The following is a 20718-nucleotide window of genomic DNA, read 5'->3' as shown; positions in this document are numbered from 1 at the left end:
GGTCCCGGCCTTCGCCGGGACGACGCCGGAGAGATTGGCGCGCGCCTACGGCCTCCACACCATCTTCAGCACCGGCCGTCCCGAGGTCAGATTCACGTCGTCGCCGGCATGCGCAAAGCCGTTGCGCTCGTAGAAGCGGATGGCGCGCGTGTTGTCCTTGTTGACCAGCAGCGTGACGCCAGAAGGTGACAGGCGCTTGGCTTCCTCCACCAGCAGCCGCGCGGCATCCGAGCCCCAGGATGCGGGATCGACCACGAGCTGGTCGAGATAGCCCTCGCCGTCGATGGTGACGAAGCCGGTTAGCGCGCCGTCCGCCTCCGCAACCACGATCGAGGCCTTCGGCACCAGATCCTTGCGCCAGCGCTCGCGCCACCAGTCCAGCCGCGCCGCGAAGTTGATCTGCGGGTAGGCCTGCTGCCAGGTGCGATGCCAGAGGTCGATGGCGGCAGCCTCGTCCTCGGCGCGATAGGGGCGGAGGTGGAGGGCGCTCACTACCGCTCCGTCAGCTTCAGCTCGATGCGGCGGTTGCGCTTGTAGGCGTCCTCCGTGTTGGCGGTGTCGAGCGGCTGGAATTCACCGAAGCCGGCGGCGACGAGGCGCTGGGCCGGCACGCCGAGCGAGATCAGGTACTGCACCACCGAGATCGCGCGCGCCGCGGACAGGTCCCAGTTCGACTTGAAGCTCGCACCGCTCACCGGGCGCACGTCGGTATGACCGTCGACGCGCAGCACCCAGGCGATCTCGGCCGGGATCTTCTTGTCGAGCTCGATCAGCGCGTTCGCCACCGTGTCGAGCTCGGCGCGCCCCTCTGGCAGGAGCGTCGCCTGGCCCGTGTCGAAGAACACTTCGGACTGGAATACGAAGCGGTCGCCGACGACGCGGATGTCGGGGCGGTTGCCGAGGATGGCGCGCAGCCGGCCGAAGAATTCCGAGCGGTAGCGCGACAATTCCTGCACGCGCTGCGCTAGGGCGACGTTCAAGCGAGAACCGAGATCCGCGATCCGGTTCTGCGATTCCTTGTCGCGCTTCTCGCTGGCATCGAGCGCCTCTTCCAGCGCGGCGAGCTGCCGCCGCAGCGCGCTGATCTGCTGGTTCAGCACCTCGATCTGCGCCAGCGCCCGCGCCGAGACCGCCTTCTCCGAGTCCAACGCCTTGCCGAGTTCGGTGGACTTGCCCTGCGCGTCGTTGCCGGCGGCAGCCAGGCCGTCATAGAGGCCCTTGATGCGGTCGCGCTCGGACTCCGCCGAGGCGAGGCCGGCCTTCAATTGCGAGACCTGGTCGTCGAGCGTGAGCTTGCCGAGCTTCTCCAGCGAGAGCAGCTCGTTGAGCTGGGCGATCTTGGCGTTGAGCTGCTCCAGCGCCTTGTCCTTGCCGCTCACCTCCTGCGACAGGAAGAACTGCACGACCAGGAACACCGACAGCAGGAACACGATCGACAGCACCAGCGTCGACAGCGCGTCGACGAAGCCGGGCCAGTAGTTGAAGGCGCCGTCGCTGCGGCGGCCGCGCGCTAGAGCCATGTCGCTAACCCTTCTCGGGCTGGCGCGCGAGCCGCTCCAGCAGGCGGCGGATCTCGCGGTTCTGCTCGCCCTGGCCGTCGGCCCATTCGCGGATCATCTGCTGCTCGGTGCGCATGTGCGAGACCAGCGCCTGGATGGCTTCGGCAAGGCTCGCCATCGCCGCCGTGGTGCCGCGGCTGGCGCTGCCTTCCTCCAGCACGGAGCGCAGCCGCTCGACGGCGGCCTGAAGCTCGCCGCTGGCAACACCCCCGCCGGTGGCGGCCACAGTCACTTCGCCGCGGCCATATTCGCGCACGGTGGTGGCGAGCCAGTCCTCGAGGTCGGTGTAGAAGCGGTTCTGGGCCTGGCTCGATTGCAGGTCGAGGAAGCCGAGGATCAGCGAGCCGGCGAGACCGAACAGGGAGCTCGAGAACGAGATGCCCATGCCGCCGAGCGGCGCGGCGAGGCCCTCCTTCAGCGTGTCGAACAGCGCCCCGGAATCGCCGCCGACCTTGAGCCCGTCGATCACCTTGCCGACCGAGCCGACGGTCTCGATCAGGCCCCAGAAGGTGCCGAGCAGGCCGAGGAAGACGAGCAGGCCGGTCATGTAGCGGGAGATGTCCCGGGCCTCGTCGAGGCGGGTCGCGATCGAATCGAGCAGGTGCCGCATCGTGGTCTGGGTGATCGTCATCCGCCCGGTGCGCTCGCCGCCCAGGATCATGGCCATCGGCGCCAGCAGCTTGGGGTGCCGGGCCGGGGCAAGGCCGGGATCGGCGATGCGGAAATTATTGACCCAGGACACCTCTGGGTAGAGCCGGATGACCTGGCGGAAGGCCAGCACGATGCCGATGAACAGCACCGCCCCGATCAGGGCGTTGAGGCCCGGATTGGCGAAGAAGGCCTGGATGATCTGCTTGTAGAGCACCACGCCCACCAGTGCGCAGAGCACCAGGAAGACCAGCATCCGCACCAGGAAGACGCTGGGCGAGGATAGCTTGGTGTATTCGATGTCCATGGGGGAGCGGGGCGAGGCGCCTGACGGCATGTCCGGTATCATCCGTTACGAAAGCTTGCTTGCGGCGCGCACTATGGCACAGCGCCAGCCCAAAAAAAGCGTCGGATGCGCGGATTCCGTGGAGAGCTTCCGGAACCCAAAGCCGAAACCGCGCTTTGATAAGGACGTATTTTGCAAAACTTCGGCAATCCGCAGGCTTAGGTCGGATTTTTTGCATGGTGACGGATCTCGGGGGACTGGACGTCATCGCGCCGTTGCTCGCGGTCCTGATGGCGTTCGCCAGCATCCGGCTGGGCGGCAACGCCCGAACCTGCCCGTTGCTTCTTCCGCGTCCCGAACCAGACATGACCAGGGGAGTGGCCGCATGAGCGTCGTTTCCGCGATCATCGGGACTGCCGAACGCGTGCCGCTGCCTGATGTCGTGATCCGCGCCGCGATCCAGCGTCTGTGCTCGCGGACGGCGACCCGCATCTCCGCCCTCGGCGCGGACGACGAGGCCGCCTTCGCCGGGCGGATGATGCTGCGGCCGATCGCCGAGGACGTCGATGCCGCCAATGCCGGGCACGACGAGGCGCCCGCATCCTTCATCGCGCAGGCGCTCGGCCCCAACCGCAAATACTCGTCCTGCTTCTACACGACCGATGCGACCACCCTGCGGGAGGCGGAAGAGGAGGCGCTGCGCCAGACCGTCGCGCATGCCGGTCTCGCCGATGGGCAGACCATCCTCGAGCTCGGCTGCGGGTGGGGCTCGCTGTCGCTCTGGACGGCGCGGCAGTTTCCGCATGCCAAGGTGACGGCGGTGTCGAACTCGCAAGGCCAGCGGGCCTATGTCGAGGAGCAGGCGCGGCTGCGCGGGCTTTTGAACCTGCGCGTGGTCACCGCCGACATGAACGTGTTCGCGCCCGAGGGCCAGTTCGACCGCATCGTCTCGGTCGAGATGTTCGAGCACGTGATGAACTGGCGCAAGCTGATGACGCGCCTGCGGTCATGGCTCGCGCCCGAGGGGCGCCTGTTCATGCACATCGTTACCCATCGTTCCGGCTCCCATCTGTTCGACCGGGCCAATCGCGAGGACTGGATTGCGCAGCACGTCTTCACCGGCGGGGTGATGGCGAGCCATCACCTCGTCAGGCAATTCGACGACATCTTCACGGTCGAGAAGGAATGGTGCTGGAGCGGCACGCATTATCAGCGCACCGCCAACGACTGGCTCGCCAATTTCGATGCCCATCGCGACGCGATCGAGGCTTCCTTGCGCAACGTCCATGGCGACGAGACCGCCTTATGGATGCGACGCTGGCGCTGGTTCTTCCTCGCGACATCGGGCCTGTTCGGCTACGCCGGCGGAACGGAATGGGGCGTCAGCCACTACCGGATGAAGGCGGCGGATGAGGGGGTCTCATAGTCCCGCGTGCCCAGCGCATGCATGAGGTCCGCTGTGCCCCATAGCGGCGCGATGGCAGACCTCATCCGAGGTCCGAATTGGGGCCAATTCCGGACATTCCTAAGGGGCCGCAGTGTCTTCGTGCGACGCCACCTGTTTCCCGGATGCGTCAGGTGACGTAGAATGTCACTGCCCCTTGAAGCGGGACGTGCCGAAATCACCGTCCGGGCAAACGAGAGCACGGGTGCTATCGGCAGGCACACTCCTCTTAGAGACCGTTCTTTTTTCGGTCTCGCACCACCGTTCACCACGAACTTTGCGCGCTGCGTTTGCGGCGGCTCGTTCGAGTAATGTCGGGAGGAAAGCAATGAGCAAGGTCAATCGAAGGTCCGCACTGGGAATCGGGTTGGCTGCAGTTTCGGCTGCCATGGTAAAGCCAGCGGCCGCTCAAGCCACAAGCTACAAGGATACGACGCCTTGGCCAGGTGTCGTGGTGCGTGAATATGAAGGCGAAACACCATCCCTGATCCCAGGTTTTAAGACCGTCTCAATGCGCGATATCATTATGCAGCCGGGGTCGAAGACCATGGGCCCCCCGATGATGAATGCCATGGTCTGCCATGTCACCGAAGGGGAGCTTCGGCTTGAGCAGGAGGGAAAGACCTTTACGGGCAAGAAGAATTTTGTCTGGACCTGCAACAAGGAAACAAAAGAACAGGCGTACAACGACGGGAATGTGGTCGCGATTATGCGGATCACCGACCTGAAGGCTTAAGGCTCGTTTCTTCGCAAGAGATTTATTGTGGGAGCGGATGGCGCATGCGACGACGCGCCATCCGCGTGCAGGACCGCTTCGGGTCACGAGCGGTGATGCTATGATTGATCGCAAAACTTCCGCTTGGCCGTCAGTAGCTGAATGTCGTTTGCGCCCTCGTGAACGCACGTCCCGGCTCGAAACGTTTGATTGCGATGTTCTGTCGCAGCACGCGGCGATGGAACTCGACTCACAATCCGGTGAGAGCCGGAAAGTGACCTGAACTCAGCACGATAGGTCATGTGACATTGGGCCGCCCGCGCCACGCGTTGCATCGCAGCAGGCGCATTCTATTTTGACGACATCAGCCGCGCGTGATTTGCCCAGAATGGGCCCGCGCGGAGCGTGACCAGTTTCAACAACATCGGGGCACTTAACTTCATGTCAGGACTTCGTGCGCGATCGGCATGCGTTGCAATGATGCTCGCGGCCTTTGCGCCGCTGCTCGCGGGCTGCGAGGAATCCAGCTCGGCCGTGTCCGCCGCCCAGCCTGCCGATCCTGACGTCAGCATCGTCGTCGTCAAGCAGCAAGCCCGCGCCGTGGTGCGCGAATTGCCCGGCCGCATCGCGCCGACGCGCGTCTCCGATGTGCGGCCGCGCGTCTCCGGCATCGTGGTCGAGCGCCTGTTCCGCCAGGGCAGCGAGGTCAAGGCGGGCGATGCGCTCTATCGCATCGATCCGCGTCCGTTCGAGGTCGAGGTGATGGCCAACGAGGCGGCGGTCGCCAAGGCCGAAGCCGGGTTGATGCAGGCCAAGCAGCAGGCGCACCGTATCGCCACGCTCACCAGCCAGCGTGCAGCGCCCGAAGCCGAGAACGAGAAGGCGGTTGCCGCCGAACGCCAGGCCCATGCCGAGGTCGAGGGCCGCAAGGCCGACCTCGCGCGTGCCAAGCTCAATCTCGACTATGCCACCGTGCGCGCGCCGATCGACGGCGTGGTTGGTGCAGCGCTCGTCAGCGAAGGCGCGCTCGCCGTGCAGAACGAGACCAACCTCGCCACCATCCAGCAGCTCGATCCGATCTATGCCGACTTCACCCAGTCGGTGAACGAGCTCAACCAGCTCCGCCGCGCCTTCGAGAGCGGCGATCTCGATCGCATCGAGGCCGATGCCGTCAAGGTGCGCCTCGTGCTCGACGACAACACCCTTTATTCGCTCGACGGCAAGCTGCTGTTCTCTGAAGCCAAGGTCGACGCCCATACCGGCCAGGTGACGCTGCGCGGCGAGTTCCGCAATCCGAAGCGCGAGCTGTTGCCGGGCATGTATGTCCGCGTCCGCCTCGACCAGGGCCTCGATAGCGACGCCATCGCGGTGCCGCAGCAGGCGATCCAGCGCAATGGCGGCGGCGGCAGCGAGGTGTTCGTCGTCAAGGATGACAACCGCATCGCGGTGCAGCCGGTCCGCACCGGCTCGGTGCAGGACGGCATCTGGTTCGTCACCGATGGCCTCAAGGCCGGCGACAAGGTCGTGGTCGAAGGCTTCCAGAAGTTCGCGGCCGGCGACAAGGTCAAGCCGCAATCCTGGTCGGAGGCGGACGCGACCGCAGATAACCGTCACGCTCAGAAGCTGACGCGGTAACGTGCCATGGCGAGTTTCTTCATCGACAGGCCGATCTTCGCCTGGGTTGTGGCGCTGTTCATCTGTCTGATCGGCGCGATCTCGGTGCCGCTGCTGCCGATCGCGCAATACCCGATCATCGCGCCGCCCTCGATCTCGATCTCGACCAGCTATCCCGGCGCCTCGCCGGAGAACCTCTACAACAGCGTCACGCGCCTGATCGAGGAGGAGCTCAACGGCGCCTCCGGCATCCTCAATTTCGAATCGACCAGCGACTCGCTCGGCCAGGTCGAGATCATCGCCAATTTCCAGCCCGGCACGGATACCAGCGCGGCGTCCGTCGAGGTGCAGAACCGCATCAAGCGCGTCGAGGCACGGCTGCCGCGCGCGGTGATCCAGCAGGGCATTCTGATCGAGGAAGCCTCGAGCGCGGTGCTCCAGATCATCACGCTGAACTCGACCGACGGCAGCCTCGACGAGGTCGGCCTCGGCGACTTCATGATCCGCAACGTGCTCGGCGAGATCCGCCGCATCCCCGGCGTCGGCCGCGCCACGCTGTATTCGACCGAGCGCTCGCTTCGAGTCTGGGTCGATCCGGCCAAGCTCGTCGGCTATGGACTGACCGCCGACGACGTCAACAAGGCGATATCGGCGCAGAATGCGCAGGTCGCCTCGGGCAGCATCGGCGCCGAGCCGTCGACGTCGACCCAGCGCACTTCCGCGCTGGTGCTGGTCAAGGGCCAGCTCTCGTCCCCCGATGAATTCGGCGCCATCATCCTGCGCGCCAATGCCGACGGTTCGACCGTGCGCCTGCGCGACGTCGCGCGCATCGAGGTCGGCGGCCTAAGCTACCAGTTCAACACCCGCCTCGACGGCAAGCCGACCGCGGGCCTGTCCGTGCTGATGTCGCCGACCGGCAATGCGCTGGCGACCGCGAGCGCGGTCGAAGAGAAGATGAAGGAGCTGTCGCGCTTCTTCCCTGCCAACATCTCCTACGAGATCCCCTATAACATCACGCCCGTGGTCGAGGCCTCGATCAAGAAGGTGCTGTCGACGCTGGTCGAAGCCGTGGTGCTGGTGTTCGTGGTGATGTTCTTGTTCTTGCAGAACATCCGCTACACCATCATTCCGACCATCGTGGTGCCGGTGGCGCTCCTGGGCGCCTGCACCACGCTGCTGCTCGCCGGCTACTCCATCAACATGCTCTCGATGTTCGGCATGGTGCTCGCCGTGGGCATCCTCGTCGACGACGCCATCGTCGTGGTCGAGAACGTCGAGCGCATCATGAGCGAGGAGGGGCTGCCGCCGAAGGAGGCGACGCGCAAGGCGATGTCGCAGATATCGGGCGCCATCATCGGCATCACGCTGGTGCTGATGGCGGTGTTCGTGCCGATGGCGTTCTTCCCCGGTTCGGTCGGCATCATCTACCGCCAGTTCTCGGTGACCATGGTGGCCGCGATCGGCTTCTCCGCCTTCCTCGCGCTGTCGCTGACGCCGGCGCTGTGCGCCACTTTGTTGAAGCCCGTGGCCAAGGGGCACGGCCATTCCAGCAACGTCGTGTTCAGCCGGTTCAATCACATGCTGGAGGCCGCTCGGTTTCACTACGGGCGCACCGTCGGCTTCTCGCTGAAGCGCACCGGCCGCCTGATGCTGGTCTATGTCGCTCTGCTCGTCGGCCTGTCCTGGGCCTTCGTCAACCTGCCAGGCGGCTTCCTGCCCGTCGACGACCAGGGCTTCGTCACCACCGACGTGCAGACGCCGTCGGACTCCTCCTACGCCCGCACCGAAGCCGTGATCGAGAAGGTGGAAAAATATCTGGCGCAGCGGCCGGGCGTCGACAACGTCACCTTCCTCACCGGCTTCAGCTTCTCCGGTCAGGGCATGAACACCGCGCAGGCTTTCATCACCTTGAAGGACTGGTCGGAGCGTGGGCCGAAGGAGTCGGCCGCCGCGATCGTTGCCGACATCAACCGCGATTTGTCGTCGTCGATCCGCGATGCGAAGATCTCCGCGCTGCAGCCGCCGCCGATCGACAATCTCGGCAACTCCTCGGGCTTCTCGTTCCGTCTCCAGGACCGCGGCCAGAAGGGCTATCCGGCACTGATGCGCGCCGCCGACCAGCTCATCGCGGAAGCCAATGCGAGCCCGGTGCTGCAGAAAGTCTATGTCGAGGGCTTGCCCGAGGCGGGCGTCGTCAATCTCGTGATCGATCGCGAGAAGGCCGGCGCCTTCGGCGTCACCTTCGAGGACATCAACAACACCATCTCGACCAATCTCGGCTCGAACTACATCAACGACTTCCCGAACCGCGGTCGCATGCAGCGCGTCGTGGTGCAGGCCGACGCCCGCGACCGCATGCGCACCGAGGACATCCTCAACTACAACGTCAAGAACAGCCGCGGCCAGCTCGTGCCGTTCTCGTCGTTCACCACGGTGGAGTGGGCACGCGGCCCGACACAGATCGCCGGCTTCAACTACTATCCGGCGGTGCGCATCTCCGGTGAGGCCAAGCCCGGCTTCACCTCGGGCGACGCCATCGCCGAGATGGAGCGCCTTGCCGGCAAGCTGCCGCGCGGCTTCGGCTATGAATGGACCGGTCAGTCGCTCCAGGAGAAGCTGTCGGGCTCGCAGGCGCCGTTCCTGCTCGCGCTCTCGGTGTTCGTGGTGTTCCTGTGCCTCGCCGCGCTCTACGAGAGCTGGACCATTCCGCTCGCGGTGCTGCTCACCGTGCCGCTCGGCATCGTCGGTGCCGTGATCGCGGCGATGCTGCGCGGCCTGCCCAACGACGTCTATTTCACCGTCGGCCTGATCACCATCATCGGGCTCGCGGCCAAGGACGCGATCCTGATCATCGAGTTCGCCAAGGATCTGCGCAAAGAAGGCAAGCCGCTGGTGGACGCGACCATCGAGGCCTGCCGCCTGCGCTTCCGCCCGATCCTGATGACCGGCCTTGCCTTCATCTGCGGCGTGCTGCCGATGGCCATCGCCCACGGCGCCGGCGGCGCCAGCCAGCAGGCGCTCGGCAGCATCGTCATGGGCGGCATGATCGCGGTGGTGATCCTGGCGCTGCTGATGGTGCCGGTGTTCTTCGTCTCCGTGCAGCGCGTGCTGGCGGGTGATCGGGAGAAGGTGGCGGCGGAGGGCGAGGCCTACGGGCCGCCGGCGCCGGTGAAGCTATAGGGCAAACTGTCATTCCGGGGCGCGCATCGCGCGAACCCGGAATCCATCGCGCCACCATTGACTCGGATCAATGGATTCCGGGCTCGCGCCAAGAGGCGCGCCCCGGAATGACGACGTGGAGGGGGCGGCGCGCTACGCAGGCTTCCGCAAAATCTTCACCAGCTCCCCGTGCACGAACTCGTTCCCGCACACCACATGCCCGGTCACCAGCGCATCGCCTGTCGTGTCGATGTCGCTCACCGTGCCGCCTGCCTCGCGCACCATGATCATGCCGGCGGCGATGTCCCAGGATTGCAGGTTGCGCTCCCAGTAGCCGTCGAGGCGGCCGGCGGCGACGAAGGCGAGGTCGAGGGAGGCGGCGCCGAAGCGGCGCAGGCCCGCGACGCGGTCCTGGATCGCGGTCATCTCGCGGCGGAATTCCTCGTGGTCGCCGCGGCCGATATGGGGCAGGCCGCAGGCCACCACGCATTCGTTGAGCTGGCGGCGGCCGGCCACGCGCAGGCGCTGGTCGTTGAGGAAGGCGCCCTTGCCGCGCTCGGCGATGTAGAGCTCGTCATTGGCGGGGTTGTAGATCACGCCGGCGATGATCGTACCCTCGCGGGCGAGGCCGATCGAGATCGCGAATTGCGGGATGCCGTGCAGGAAGTTGGTGGTGCCGTCGAGCGGATCGACGATCCAGGTGTGGCTCTTGTCGGTGCCCTCGCGGGTGCCGCCTTCCTCGCCGATGAAGCCGTAGCCGGGCCGCGCCTTGGCGAGGTCCTGGTAGAGGATCTCCTCGGCGCGCTTGTCGGCGAGCGAGACGAAATTCGCCGGCCCCTTGAGCGAGACCTGCAGATGCTCGATCTCGCCGAGATCGCGTTTGAGGCTGCGGCCGGCGCGGCGCGCGGCCTTGACCATGACGTTGATAGTGGCGGAATACAGCATGAGCTTCCGGTCTTGATCGGGGGAAATGGCGCGAAAACGCGCCTGTTTGGGGGATTGGGTGCCCTGTGGGGGGCCCAACGTCAAGTCATTGCGTCAGGTCATTTGGCGCCGAGCCATTTCCTGGCGGCGGCCTCGGCCTTGGCCCGGTCCTCGGCCGGCAGATCGGACAATTGCTTGTCGAGCTCCGGATCGCCCTTGCCGCCGGTCTTGGCCACCAGGTGCCATTTGAACCCCTCGACCTTGTCCACGGGCGTGCCCATGCCGTTGATCAGCACCCAGGCCAGCCGATTCTGCGCGATCGCGCTGCCCTGGCGGGACGCCTTGCGGAGCAGGGCTACGGCCGCCGGCTGGTTCTTCGGCGTGCCGGTGCCGTTGAACAGCGCGATGGCGTATTCGACCTCGGCATCGACATTGTCGGTCAGCGACGCCGCCTGGAGCAGTCGCACCGCGCGTTCCGGGTCCTTCGGCACGCCGGTGCCTTCCTTGTAGAAGGTCGCCAGCGCGTATTGCGCCTCGGGCAGGCCGGCGTCCGCCGCCTGCCGCAGCAGCTCGGCGGAACGCTTGACGTCCTGCGGCAGGGTCTGGCCGTCGAGATAGAGCAAAGCGAGGTTATAGGCCGCCTTGGGCTCGCCGAGCTTGGCGGCGGAGGCCATCAGCTTCACCGCCTCGCCCTTGTCGACCGGGCCGCCGCGGCCGGCGATGCGCATCATGGCGAGCGCGAACATCGCCTCGCGGTCACCGGCGTCGGACGCACGCTTGTACCATTCGAGCGCCTTGGCGTAGTCGCGCTTGATGCCCATGGCGTTGGAATAGAGCTCGCCCAGCATGGTCATCGCCTTGGGATCGCCCGCCTGGGCGCGGGCGGTGGCGAGCTCGAACGCGGTCTTGTACTGGCCGCGCTGGTAGGCGCCGAACACCAGGTCGACATTGGAATTGTCGGTCGGAGGCGCCGGGATCACGGTCGCGGGCAGCGCCGGCTTGGGGGAGGCGGACGGCTTCGGTGCCGGCGCGGCCTCCTTCTTCTTGGGGGGCGCGGGCGGCTTGGCTTTCTGCTTCTCGGCCGGCGGGCTCGGCGTCGTGGCCGGCGGCGTGATCTGGAGTTGCGCTGCCGCGGGCACCGTGAGCAGCAGCGTGGCCAGGATGGTGATGCGCGGGAGCTTCATGTCGGGCGCTAGCCGTGCTCGCCCGCGGGATTTTGGCTTGCGAGCGCAGCCGCATGGGCCTTCTTGATCGTGGCGTCGGCCTCGATCAGTGCGGCCTTGGCCCCGCGCGGATCGGCCCAGACGAACTCGCCGACCAGCACGAAATCGGCGCCGCTGGCGGCGAAGTCGTAGGCCTCTTCCAGCGAGGTCGCAAAGCCGACGCAGGGCGGCTCGAACAGCTCGGCCCACCAGTCCAGCCGCTCGGCGATCGCCTCGGACGACGGACGCTGGCCCTTTGCATCGGGCTCGCCGAACAGCAAATAGTCCGCGCCAATTTCGCCCGCATCCATGGAATGGTGCCGCGTCGTCAGCCCGCCGACGCCGGCGATGCGATCGGGCTTGAGAGATGGCAGCGCCTCTTTCAGCGCGGCGATGCCGGGCAGGTGCGCGCCGTCGGCACCGCCGCGCGCGACCAGTTCGGCATGGCCGTCGATCAGCAGCGCGGCGCCGGCCTTCTGGACCGGCGGCGCGAGTGCCTTGATCCACGAGATCATGGTGCGCTGGTCGGTCTCCTTCAGCCGCACCAGCACGGCCGCGACGTCGGCGGCCGCGAGCAGGCCCGGCAACTCGGCGACGAGCGAAGCTGGGTCATCGACAACAGGCGTCGCGAGATAAAGGCGCGGCGGAGGCGATTTGTTCGACAAGGTCTAGGCCGCTTTCTTTTCCAGGCTGCTTTGCCATTCGCCTTTGGAGGCGAGGCCGTTCATTCGTGCACGATGGCTGAAGGCGCGCTGGCCGGCCGCGACGTTCTCGGCCTTGCCGGACCAGGCCTTCTGCGGCGCGGCCTGAAGCGCGCGGCCGTAGGAGAAGGTCAGGCCCCAGGGCAGCGGGCCGAGCTTGTGCATGGCGTTGAGATGCGCGGTTGCCTCTTCGTCCGACTGGCCGCCGGAGAGGAAGGCGATGCCGGGCACCGCCGCCGGCACACAGGCCTTGAGCAGCCGTATCGTCTTCTCCGCGACCTCCTCGACGGGGGCCTGCTTCGCGCACTTCTTGCCTGAGATCGCCATGTTCGGTTTCAGCACCATGCCCTCGAGCGCGACGCGCTGCACGCGCAATTCCTGGAACGTCTTGTTGAGCACGCGCTGCGTGACCTCGTAGCAGCGGTCGATGTCGTGATCGCCGTCCATCAGCACTTCCGGCTCGACGATCGGCACGATCTGCGCGGCCTGGCACAGCGCGGCATAGCGCGCCAGCGCGTGGGCGTTGACGCTGATCGCCGTCATCGAAGGAATGCCGCTGCCGATGTCGATCACCGCGCGCCATTTGGCGAAGCGCGCGCCGCGCTCGTAATATTTCTTCAGCCGCTCGGCGAGCTTGTCGAGCCCGACGGTGACGAGCTCGCCGGGGCACATCGGCAGGGCCTGCGTGCCTTCGTCGACCTTGATGCCCGGGATGGCGCCGCTACTCTCGATCAGCTTGACCAGGGGCGTACCGTCCTTTGCATCCTGCCAGATCGTCTCGTCATAGAGGATCACGCCGGAGATGTACTGGCTCATGGCTTCCCTGGATCGGAACAGCATCTCGCGGTAGTCGCGCCGGTTCGATTCCGTCGATTCCACGCCGATCGCGTCGAAGCGCTTCTTGATGGTGCCGGAGGATTCGTCGGCGGCAAGGATGCCCTTGCCGGGCGCGACCATGGCGGTCGCGATCCTGTTGAGCTCAGTCAGATCCATCGAGAGGTCCTCCCAAAACGATTCTGCCCTTGCCCGTGAAAATAGACCGTTCTCGGGCAAATGCCGAGTTAACGTTCGTCGCAGGGGTAAGGGGGTTCTCTGTCATTCCGGGATGCGCCGAAAGGCGCAGGCCCGGAATCCATAACCCCAGGCTGTGGTTATGGATTCCGGGCCCACGCTTCGCGTGTCCCGGAATGACGGGAGGGTGTGTCCGGAGGCCTTACGCCACCGCGCGATCGCTACGCGACGCGGGGGTCGAGCTCGCCCTTGGCGTAGCGCTTGGCCATCTCGGCGGTGGTCAGGACCTTCTTGATCTTGGAGGCCTGGCCGGCGGTGTTGAACTCCTGGAGCCGCTGCTTGCACAGCTTGGTCATCGCTTCCATCGCCGGCTTCAGGTACTTGCGCGGGTCGAACTCTTCCGGATTGTCCTTCAGCACCTTGCGGATCTGGCCGGTCATCGCCATGCGGTTGTCGGTGTCGATGTTGATCTTGCGCACGCCGTTCTTGATGCCGCGCTGGATCTCGGTAACAGGCACGCCCCAGGTCGGCTTCATCTTGCCGCCATAGGTGTTGATGATGTCCTGGAGGTCCTGCGGCACCGACGACGAGCCGTGCATGACGAGGTGCGTGTTCGGCAGCTTGCGGTGGATCTCCTCGATCACCTTCATGGCGAGGATGTCGCCGTCCGGCTTGCGGGTAAATTTGTAAGCACCGTGCGAAGTCCCCATCGCGATCGCGAGCGCGTCGACCCTGGTCTCCTGCACGAACTTCACGGCCTCGTCCGGATTGGTCAGGAGCTGGTCGTGGCTGAGCTTGCCTTCGGCGCCGTGGCCGTCTTCCTTGTCGCCCATGCCGGTCTCGAGCGAGCCGAGCACGCCGAGCTCGCCCTCGACCGAGATGCCGCCGAGATGGGCCATGTCGGTCACGGTCTTGGTGACGCCGACATTGTAGCCCCAGTCGCCGGGGGTCTTGCCGTCGGCCTTGAGCGAGCCGTCCATCATCACCGAGGTGAAGCCGGCCTGGATCGCGGTCATGCAGGTCGCCGGCTCGTTGCCGTGGTCGAGATGCACGCAGACCGGGATGTGCGGATAGATCTCGGTCACCGCGTCCATCATGTGCTTGAGCATGACGTCGTTGGCGTAGGAGCGCGCACCGCGCGAGGCCTGGATGATGACGGGCGCATCGACCTGGTTGGCGGCGTCCATGATCGCCAGCGCCTGCTCCATGTTGTTGATGTTGAAGGCCGGTACGCCGTAATCGTTCTCAGCCGCATGGTCGAGCAATTGACGTAACGTGATCCGAGCCATGTGTCTTTTTCTCCGGTTTGGGCCTTCAGGGCCCGCTAGCTACTTGTCGACTGACTACTTGATGCGCAGGACCTCGACGCCGGGCAGTGGCTTGCCTTCCATCCATTCAAGAAATGCGCCACCGGCGGTCGAGACATAGGTGAAGTCACCGGCCACGTGGGCCTGGTTGAGGGCCGCGACGGTGTCGCCGCCGCCCGCGATCGAGATCAACTTTCTCGCCTTGGTGCGCTCGGCGGCGTGCTTGGCGGCCGCGACCGTGCCGCGGTCGAACGGCTGCATCTCGAAGGCGCCGAGCGGCCCGTTCCAGACCAGCGTCGCCGCGTCGTCGATCGCCGCGTGCACGCGCGCGACCGATTGCGGGCCGACGTCGAGGATCATGCCGTCGGCCGGGATCGCATCGAGGCCGTAGGCGTGGGACGGCGCGTTGGCCGCGAAATGATAGGCGACGGTGGCGTCGACCGGCAGGATGATGGCGCAGTTGGCGGCTTCCGCCTTCTCAATGATGCGCAGCGCGGTCGGCGCGAGATCCTTCTCGGCCAGCGACTTGCCGATGCCGACGCCCTGGGCGTGCAGGAAGGTGTTGGCCATGCCTCCGCCGATCACCAGCGCGTCGACCTTGCTGACGAGATTTTCGAGCAGGTCGATCTTGGTCGAGACCTTGGCGCCGCCGATGATCGCGATGACCGGCTTGGTCGGCGAGCCCAGCGCCTTCTCCAGCGCATCGAGCTCGGCCTGCATGGTGCGGCCGGCATAGGCCGGCAGCTTGTGGCCGAGGCCTTCGGTCGAGGCGTGGGCGCGGTGCGCGGCCGAGAACGCGTCATTGACCCAGATGTCGCCGAGCTTGGCCAATTCCGCGACGAAGGCGGGATCGTTCTTTTCCTCTTCCTTGTGGAAGCGGGTGTTTTCCAGGCACAGGATGTCGCCGTCCTTGAGTGCCGCCACGGCCGCGGCCGCGGGCTCGCCGATGCAGTCGTCGGCAAACGCAACGGGCTTGTTCAGGACCTTCGACAGCGCCTCGGTGACGGGCTTGAGCGATTCCTTGGCATCGCGTCCCTTCGGCCGCCCGAAATGCGCGAGCAGGATCACCTTGCCGCCCTTGTCGGCGAGCTCGGTGATGGTCGGCGCGACGCGCTCGAGCCGGGTTGCGTCGGTGACGCGCCCGTTCTCCATGGGCACGTTGAGGTCGACGCGCAGCAGCACGCGTTTGCCCTTCACGTCGACGTCGTCGAGGGTGCGGAATTTGTTCGCCATGGGATGGCCTCAACCATTTGGACTGTCATTCCGGGGCGCGCTTAGCGCGAACCCTGGTGCGCAGTTGCGCACCTGAGAATCTCGAGATTCCGGGTCTGGTCCTTACGGACCATCCCGGAATGACGAAACCGCTGCGGAGTTAGATCACCTTCGCGATCGCGACCGCGGTGTCGGCCATGCGGTTCGAGAAGCCCCACTCGTTGTCGTACCAGGACATCACGCGCACCAGCGTGCCGTTCTGCACCTTGGTCTGGTCCTCGTGGAAGGTCGAGGAGTGCGGATCGTGGTTGAAGTCGATCGAGACGTTCGGCGCATTGGTGTAGCCGAGGATGCCCTTGAGCTGCTGCTCGGAGGCGCGCTTCATCGCCGCGTTGATTTCCTTCACGTCGGTGGCGCGCTTGGCAATGATCTTGAGGTCGACGACCGAGACGTTCGGGGTCGGCACGCGGATCGCGACGCCGTCGAGCTTGCCCTTCAGTTCCGGCAGCACGAGGCCGATCGCCTTGGCGGCGCCGGTCGAGGTCGGGATCATCGACATCGCCGCCGCGCGGCCGCGATAGAGATCCTTGTGCATGGTGTCGAGCGTCGGCTGGTCGCCGGTATAGGCGTGGATCGTGGTCATGAAGCCGGTCTCGATGCCGACGAGATCGTTCAGGACCTTGGCGACCGGCGCGAGGCAGTTCGTCGTGCAGGAGCCGTTGGAGACGACCAGGTGATCCTTGGTCAGCGTGTCGTGGTTGACGCCGTAGACGATGGTGGCGTCGGCGCCGTCGGCGGGCGCGGAGACCAGCACGCGCTTGGCGCCGGCGGTCAGATGTGCGGAGGCCTTGTCCTTCGAGGTGAAGATGCCGGTGCATTCCAGCGCGATGTCGACGCCGAGATCCTTCCAGGGCAGCTTCGAGGGATCGCGCTCGGCGGTCACCTTGATCTTGCCGCCTCCGAGGCTGATCGAATCGCCGTCGACGGTGACGGTGACGGGGAAGCGGCCGTGAACGCTGTCGAAACGGAGCAGATGGGCATTGGTCTCGACCGGGCCGAGGTCGTTGATGCCGACCACCTCGATATCCTTGCGGCCGGACTCTGCAATCGCCCGCAGGACGTTGCGGCCGATACGACCAAAACCGTTGATTCCAACGCGGACTGCCATCTTTCGTCTCCTTCAATGACCGTTGTCATCCCGCCGGACGCGCGGCTAACGCGTCAGCGAGGGTTTTTTAGGGCGGACGCCCGGTTCGGCCGGGCGGTGCTTGATCATATGGGACGTTACGTAGTCCTTTTTTTTGGCAAGCTCAACTCTCAGGATACGCGCTTCAGCACGGCGTTAACCGCAGCCTCGGCGGTAATGCCGAAATGCTTGTACAGGTCCTTCGCCGGCGCGCTCGCGCCGAACGAATGCATGCCGACAAATTCGCCATCCTGGCCGATCACAGCATCCCAGCCCCAGCGCACGGCGGCCTCGATAGCGACCTTCACCGGCGCGTTGCCGATGATCTCGGCGCGCTTGGCTTCTGGTTGCGCTAACAAAAGCTCGAGCGAGGGCACCGACACCACCCGTGACGGGATGCCGCGCTCGGCGAGCTGCTTCTGGGCGGCGACCGCGATTTCGACCTCGGAGCCGGAGGCGAACAGCGTCGCCTTGGCTTCGCCCTGCGCCGGAACCAGCTCGTAGGCACCGGCCGCGCAAGGATTGTCGTTCGGCGCGGTGGTGCGGAGCTGCGGCAGGTTCTGCCGCGTCAGCGCCAGCACCGTCGGGCCGTCGATGCGGTTGAGCGCGAGCTCCCAACACTCGGCGACTTCGACGGAGTCGCAGGGACGGAACACGCGCATGTTTGGAATGGCGCGAAGCGCGGCGAGATGCTCGACCGGCTGATGGGTCGGGCCGTCTTCGCCGAGGCCGATGGAATCGTGCGTCATCACGTAGACGACACCGGTGCCCATCAGCGCGGCAAGGCGCATCGCCGGACGCGCATAGTCGGTGAACACCAGGAAGGTTGCGCCGTTCGGCGCGAAGCCGCCGTGCAGGAAGATGCCGTTCATCGCGGCGGCCATGCCGTGCTCGCGGATGCCGTAATGGATGAAGCGGCCCTTCGGCGTCTTGGCCGAGAAGGCGGTCGCCGACTTCGCCTTGTTGTTGTTGGAGCCGGTGAGGTCGGCCGAGCCTGCGAGGAATTCCATCGGCATGGCGCCGGCAATGACTTCGATCACCGCTTCCGAGGATTTGCGGGTGGCCGCAACCAACGGCTTTTCCAGTAGCTCCTTCTTGTACGCGCGCACCGCCTTTGCGAGCGAGGCCGGACGCTCATGGCGCAGGCGGCGCTCGAACTCGGCGCGCTTGCGGCTGCCGAGCTCGCCGAGCCGTCCTTCCCATTCCTGCCGAGCCGCAGCGCCGCGGCTGCCGGCCGCGCGCCAGGCTTTCAGCACGTCGTCGGGCACCGAGAACGGCTCGAGCGAGATGCCGAGATTTTCCTTGGCGGCCTTGAGCTCCTCGGCGCCGAGCGCCTCGCCGTGCACCTTCGACGTGCCGGCCTTGTGCGGCGCGCCGAAGCCGATGGTGGTGCGGCAGGCGATCAGCGTCGGCTTGTTGGACTTCTTCGCGCGCGTGATGGCCGCTGTGATGGCGGCCTGGTCGTGGCCGTCGATCTTCTCGGCGGCCCAGCCGGCGGACTTGAAGCGCTTCACCTGATCGACGGAATCGGCGATCGAGGTCGGGCCGTCGATCGAGATGCCGTTGTCATCGTAGAGCACGATCAGCTTGTTGAGCTTCCAGTGCCCGGCCATCGCGATCGCTTCCTGCGACACGCCCTCCATCAGGTCGCCGTCGGAGGCGAGCACGAAGGTGTGGTGATCGACGATCTTCTTGCCGAACTCGGCGGCGAGCATCTTCTCGGCGAGCGCCATGCCGACCGCGGTCGAGATGCCCTGGCCGAGCGGACCGGTGGTGGTCTCGATGCCCTTGGTGTGGAAGTTCTCCGGGTGGCCAGGCGTCAGCCCGCCGAGCTGGCGGAATTGCTTGAGCTGCTCCAGCGTCATGTCGGCATTGCCGGTCAGGTACAGCAGCGAATAGAGCAGCATCGAGCCGTGGCCGGCCGACAGCACGAAGCGGTCGCGGTCCGGCCAGGCGGGCGCGGCGGCGTCGAATTTCAGGAACTGCGTGAACAGCACCGTGGCGATGTCGGCGGCGCCCATCGGCAGGCCGGGATGGCCCGATTTCGCCTTCTCGACAGCGTCCATCGAAAGGCCGCGGATCGCGTTGGCCATACGGGAGTGGTCGACCTGCGTATGGGCCATACGGGTGGCATCGAGCTGCATCATGATGAAAATCCGTCTGGAATGAGGTGCTTGATGGCCGTGTGCGCCGCGCTGGATCGAGCCTGGCGGTCACGGGAGGTTGGGGGCTGGATAGCATCTCGGTTCCGGGAGTCCAAGGCAATCAAACGCCGGTTTGGCCGCAAAAGTTGCTTACGGCATGATCCGGAAAAGCCGCAGCCGCGGATCATGCAGATCTGGAACCAGCCGGCCGCCATGCCGAGGGCCGATCTAGCGGTGCATAGTTTCGCGGCGACATTGCGCTGGGCTAGCTTGCCACGTAAATTTCTGCTTCTAACCGCTTGCCGAACCGAGTCTTTTGCCGGGCGGCAAGCCCCGATGCAAAGGCCACCAAGGTCCGCCGCTGACCGCATGAACGATCGCGTATCCAACAGTTCCGCCATGACGGAGTCCTCCGCCGTCGAGATCGAGATCGCGACCCGCAGGCTCATGGCGGCGCTCGACGCGCTCGAGAGCGCGGTGGAGCGCCGGCGCGACGCCGATCGCGACGAGAACGAGCTCGCCGCGCGAATCCAGGCGCTCGGCGCGGACCGCTCGCGGCTTGCCGATGAGCTCGATGGTGCGCTGGTGAAGGCGCGCAAGCTCGAGCGCACCAATCGCGAGATCTCCGATCGGCTGGATTCCGCGATCGTCACGATACGCTCGGTGCTCGATACCGGAGAGGATGGATGAGCCACATCAACGTCACCATCAACGGCCGGCAATACCGCATGGCCTGCGAGGAGGGGCAGGAGGTGCGGCTGCTCAAGCTCGCCGAAAGCCTGGAGACGCGGATTCAGTCGCTGCGCGGAAAATTCGGCGAGATCGGCGATGCGCGCCTGACCGTGATGGCGGCGCTGACCGTCTGCGACGAGCTGGTCGACGCCGGCAACCGCGTCCGCAGCATGGAGCAGGAATTGACCGAGCTGCGGGATTTCCGCAATGCCGCCGTCGAGCGCGCCAGGATGACGCAGACCGCGGTGGTGAACGCGCTGAACGCTGCTGCTGAGCGCATCGAGAAGTCGACCCAGGTCCTGAACCGGACCGTCGGAGGCGGCATCGCGATCGGGTAGGGGCCGCGGAAGACTCGATCAGTTGGTCCGCTCGATGTAACCGCGGGCTCAACCTCTCCCGCTTGCGGGAGAGGTCGGCGCGAAGCGCCGGGTGAGGGCTCTCACCTCTTGGGGAATCTCAGTGCGGAGACACCCTCTCCCCAACCCTCCCCCGCAAGCGGGGGAGGGAGCGCACTTCCGCCGTGGCGGCAGGAAGGACTGATTTCATTGCACCGAAGCTCGGCAGCCCGTCGGCGGGCTGGCGGTTCGTCAGTATCGTTGTTACATTGCAAAGGCGAGGCTGCGACGCGCGTCCGGAGCCATATATCCCCGGGGCCTTATCGATCCTTTAGGGAACTGTCCCTGGCCGGGCCCGTGGGCCCGGACATATGGTGCCCACCTACTTTCGTAGGGAACTCCGGGATCGAGTGCTTCAACGGCGTCCGCGGCTTCGCACTTTTGTTTGCTTGGTTTGTGCTTGTCGAAATTGCGTCCCCGACACGCTTGCGGTTCAATTGAGTCTCGGTGTCATGCCCGCGAAGGCGGGCATCCAGTAC

The 20718-nt window shown here is 65.8% G+C and carries 18 protein-coding genes and 1 other RNA gene; 8 read left to right on the top strand and 11 right to left on the bottom strand.

Annotation, left to right across the window (positions count from 1 at the left end):
• Positions 1-45: 45 nt before the first annotated feature.
• Genes ACFLEY_RS42020 through ACFLEY_RS42010 form a run of 3 tightly spaced genes read right to left on the bottom strand, consistent with a single transcriptional unit; the run spans position 46 to position 2544 of the window.
• Positions 46-492, bottom strand: a complete 447-nt coding sequence (locus ACFLEY_RS42020; RefSeq protein ID WP_060909148.1) for a GNAT family N-acetyltransferase — start codon at positions 490-492, stop codon at positions 46-48.
• Positions 492-1520: a peptidoglycan -binding protein gene (locus ACFLEY_RS42015; RefSeq protein WP_011084326.1), complete on the bottom strand. Its 1029-nt coding sequence runs from the start codon at positions 1518-1520 to the stop codon at positions 492-494. Before ACFLEY_RS42015 ends, ACFLEY_RS42020 begins: the two co-directional genes overlap by 1 nt.
• A gap of 4 nt (positions 1521-1524) precedes the next feature.
• Complete coding sequence (locus ACFLEY_RS42010) at positions 1525-2544, bottom strand: hypothetical protein (RefSeq protein ID WP_038965387.1); 1020 nt, start codon at positions 2542-2544, stop codon at positions 1525-1527.
• A 185-nt stretch (positions 2545-2729) separates the two neighbouring features.
• Here ACFLEY_RS42010 and ACFLEY_RS42005 point away from each other — a divergent pair, with 185 nt between their 5' ends.
• The 5 genes from ACFLEY_RS42005 to ACFLEY_RS41985 all read left to right on the top strand — a co-directional run bounded on the left by ACFLEY_RS42005 (position 2730) and on the right by ACFLEY_RS41985 (position 9446).
• Entirely contained in the window at positions 2730-2882 is a 153-nt protein-coding gene (locus ACFLEY_RS42005; RefSeq protein ID WP_171901146.1) for a hypothetical protein, read from the top strand.
• Complete coding sequence (locus ACFLEY_RS42000; RefSeq protein WP_060909147.1) at positions 2879-3919, top strand: cyclopropane-fatty-acyl-phospholipid synthase family protein; 1041 nt, start codon at positions 2879-2881, stop codon at positions 3917-3919. Before ACFLEY_RS42005 ends, ACFLEY_RS42000 begins: the two co-directional genes overlap by 4 nt.
• Before the next feature lie 346 nt (positions 3920-4265).
• On the top strand, positions 4266-4673 hold the full coding sequence (locus ACFLEY_RS41995) for a hypothetical protein (RefSeq protein ID WP_038965389.1): 408 nt from the start codon (positions 4266-4268) through the stop codon (positions 4671-4673).
• Positions 4674-5093: 420 nt separating this feature from the next.
• Positions 5094-6287 carry an efflux RND transporter periplasmic adaptor subunit gene (locus tag ACFLEY_RS41990; RefSeq protein ID WP_011084331.1) on the top strand — a complete coding sequence of 398 codons (1194 nt, stop codon included), beginning with the start codon at positions 5094-5096 and terminating at the stop codon, positions 6285-6287.
• A 6-nt stretch (positions 6288-6293) separates the two neighbouring features.
• Positions 6294-9446: a multidrug efflux RND transporter permease subunit gene (locus tag ACFLEY_RS41985; protein WP_060909146.1), complete on the top strand. Its 3153-nt coding sequence runs from the start codon at positions 6294-6296 to the stop codon at positions 9444-9446.
• A gap of 132 nt (positions 9447-9578) precedes the next feature.
• Here the strand turns inward: ACFLEY_RS41985 and ACFLEY_RS41980 are convergent, their stop codons facing one another.
• The 8 genes from ACFLEY_RS41980 to tkt all read right to left on the bottom strand — a co-directional run bounded on the left by ACFLEY_RS41980 (position 9579) and on the right by tkt (position 19115).
• Positions 9579-10370: an inositol monophosphatase family protein gene (locus ACFLEY_RS41980; RefSeq protein WP_028173448.1), complete on the bottom strand. Its 792-nt coding sequence runs from the start codon at positions 10368-10370 to the stop codon at positions 9579-9581.
• A 98-nt stretch (positions 10371-10468) separates the two neighbouring features.
• Complete coding sequence (locus ACFLEY_RS41975) at positions 10469-11533, bottom strand: tetratricopeptide repeat protein (protein ID WP_211433871.1); 1065 nt, start codon at positions 11531-11533, stop codon at positions 10469-10471.
• Between the two features lie 8 nt (positions 11534-11541).
• The gene (locus ACFLEY_RS41970; protein ID WP_060909145.1) at positions 11542-12216 is read right to left on the bottom strand and encodes a thiamine phosphate synthase; all 675 of its coding nucleotides are present in this window, start codon (positions 12214-12216) and stop codon (positions 11542-11544) included.
• Positions 12217-12219: 3 nt separating this feature from the next.
• Complete coding sequence (locus tag ACFLEY_RS41965) at positions 12220-13245, bottom strand: class I fructose-bisphosphate aldolase (protein ID WP_060909144.1); 1026 nt, start codon at positions 13243-13245, stop codon at positions 12220-12222.
• Between the two features lie 239 nt (positions 13246-13484).
• On the bottom strand, positions 13485-14552 hold the full coding sequence (fba, locus tag ACFLEY_RS41960) for a class II fructose-bisphosphate aldolase (protein ID WP_011084337.1): 1068 nt from the start codon (positions 14550-14552) through the stop codon (positions 13485-13487).
• Between the two features lie 54 nt (positions 14553-14606).
• Positions 14607-15803, bottom strand: coding sequence for a phosphoglycerate kinase (locus tag ACFLEY_RS41955; RefSeq protein ID WP_060909143.1), 1197 nt, complete (start codon positions 15801-15803; stop codon positions 14607-14609).
• Between the two features lie 139 nt (positions 15804-15942).
• Positions 15943-16950, bottom strand: coding sequence for a type I glyceraldehyde-3-phosphate dehydrogenase (gap, locus tag ACFLEY_RS41950; RefSeq protein WP_060909142.1), 1008 nt, complete (start codon positions 16948-16950; stop codon positions 15943-15945).
• A 149-nt stretch (positions 16951-17099) separates the two neighbouring features.
• Positions 17100-19115, bottom strand: a complete 2016-nt coding sequence (gene tkt, locus ACFLEY_RS41945) for a transketolase (protein WP_082755570.1) — start codon at positions 19113-19115, stop codon at positions 17100-17102.
• A gap of 366 nt (positions 19116-19481) precedes the next feature.
• Here tkt and ACFLEY_RS41940 point away from each other — a divergent pair, with 366 nt between their 5' ends.
• The 3 genes from ACFLEY_RS41940 (at position 19482) to ssrS (ending at position 20617) form a co-directional block, all read left to right on the top strand.
• Entirely contained in the window at positions 19482-19802 is a 321-nt protein-coding gene (locus ACFLEY_RS41940) for a DUF4164 domain-containing protein (RefSeq protein WP_020608063.1), read from the top strand.
• Entirely contained in the window at positions 19799-20182 is a 384-nt protein-coding gene (locus tag ACFLEY_RS41935; RefSeq protein WP_060909141.1) for a cell division protein ZapA, read from the top strand. Before ACFLEY_RS41940 ends, ACFLEY_RS41935 begins: the two co-directional genes overlap by 4 nt.
• 274 nt (positions 20183-20456) lie before the next feature.
• Positions 20457-20617: non-coding RNA, 6S RNA (ssrS, locus tag ACFLEY_RS41930), on the top strand.
• Positions 20618-20718 lie beyond the last annotated feature (101 nt).

Source organism: Bradyrhizobium sp. YCK136, assembly GCF_044570075.1.
In the GTDB taxonomy this organism is placed as follows: domain Bacteria; phylum Pseudomonadota; class Alphaproteobacteria; order Rhizobiales; family Xanthobacteraceae; genus Bradyrhizobium; species Bradyrhizobium diazoefficiens.
The sequence above is the reverse complement of the archived record's forward strand: the minus strand, read 5'-3'. Positions and strand labels throughout refer to the sequence as shown.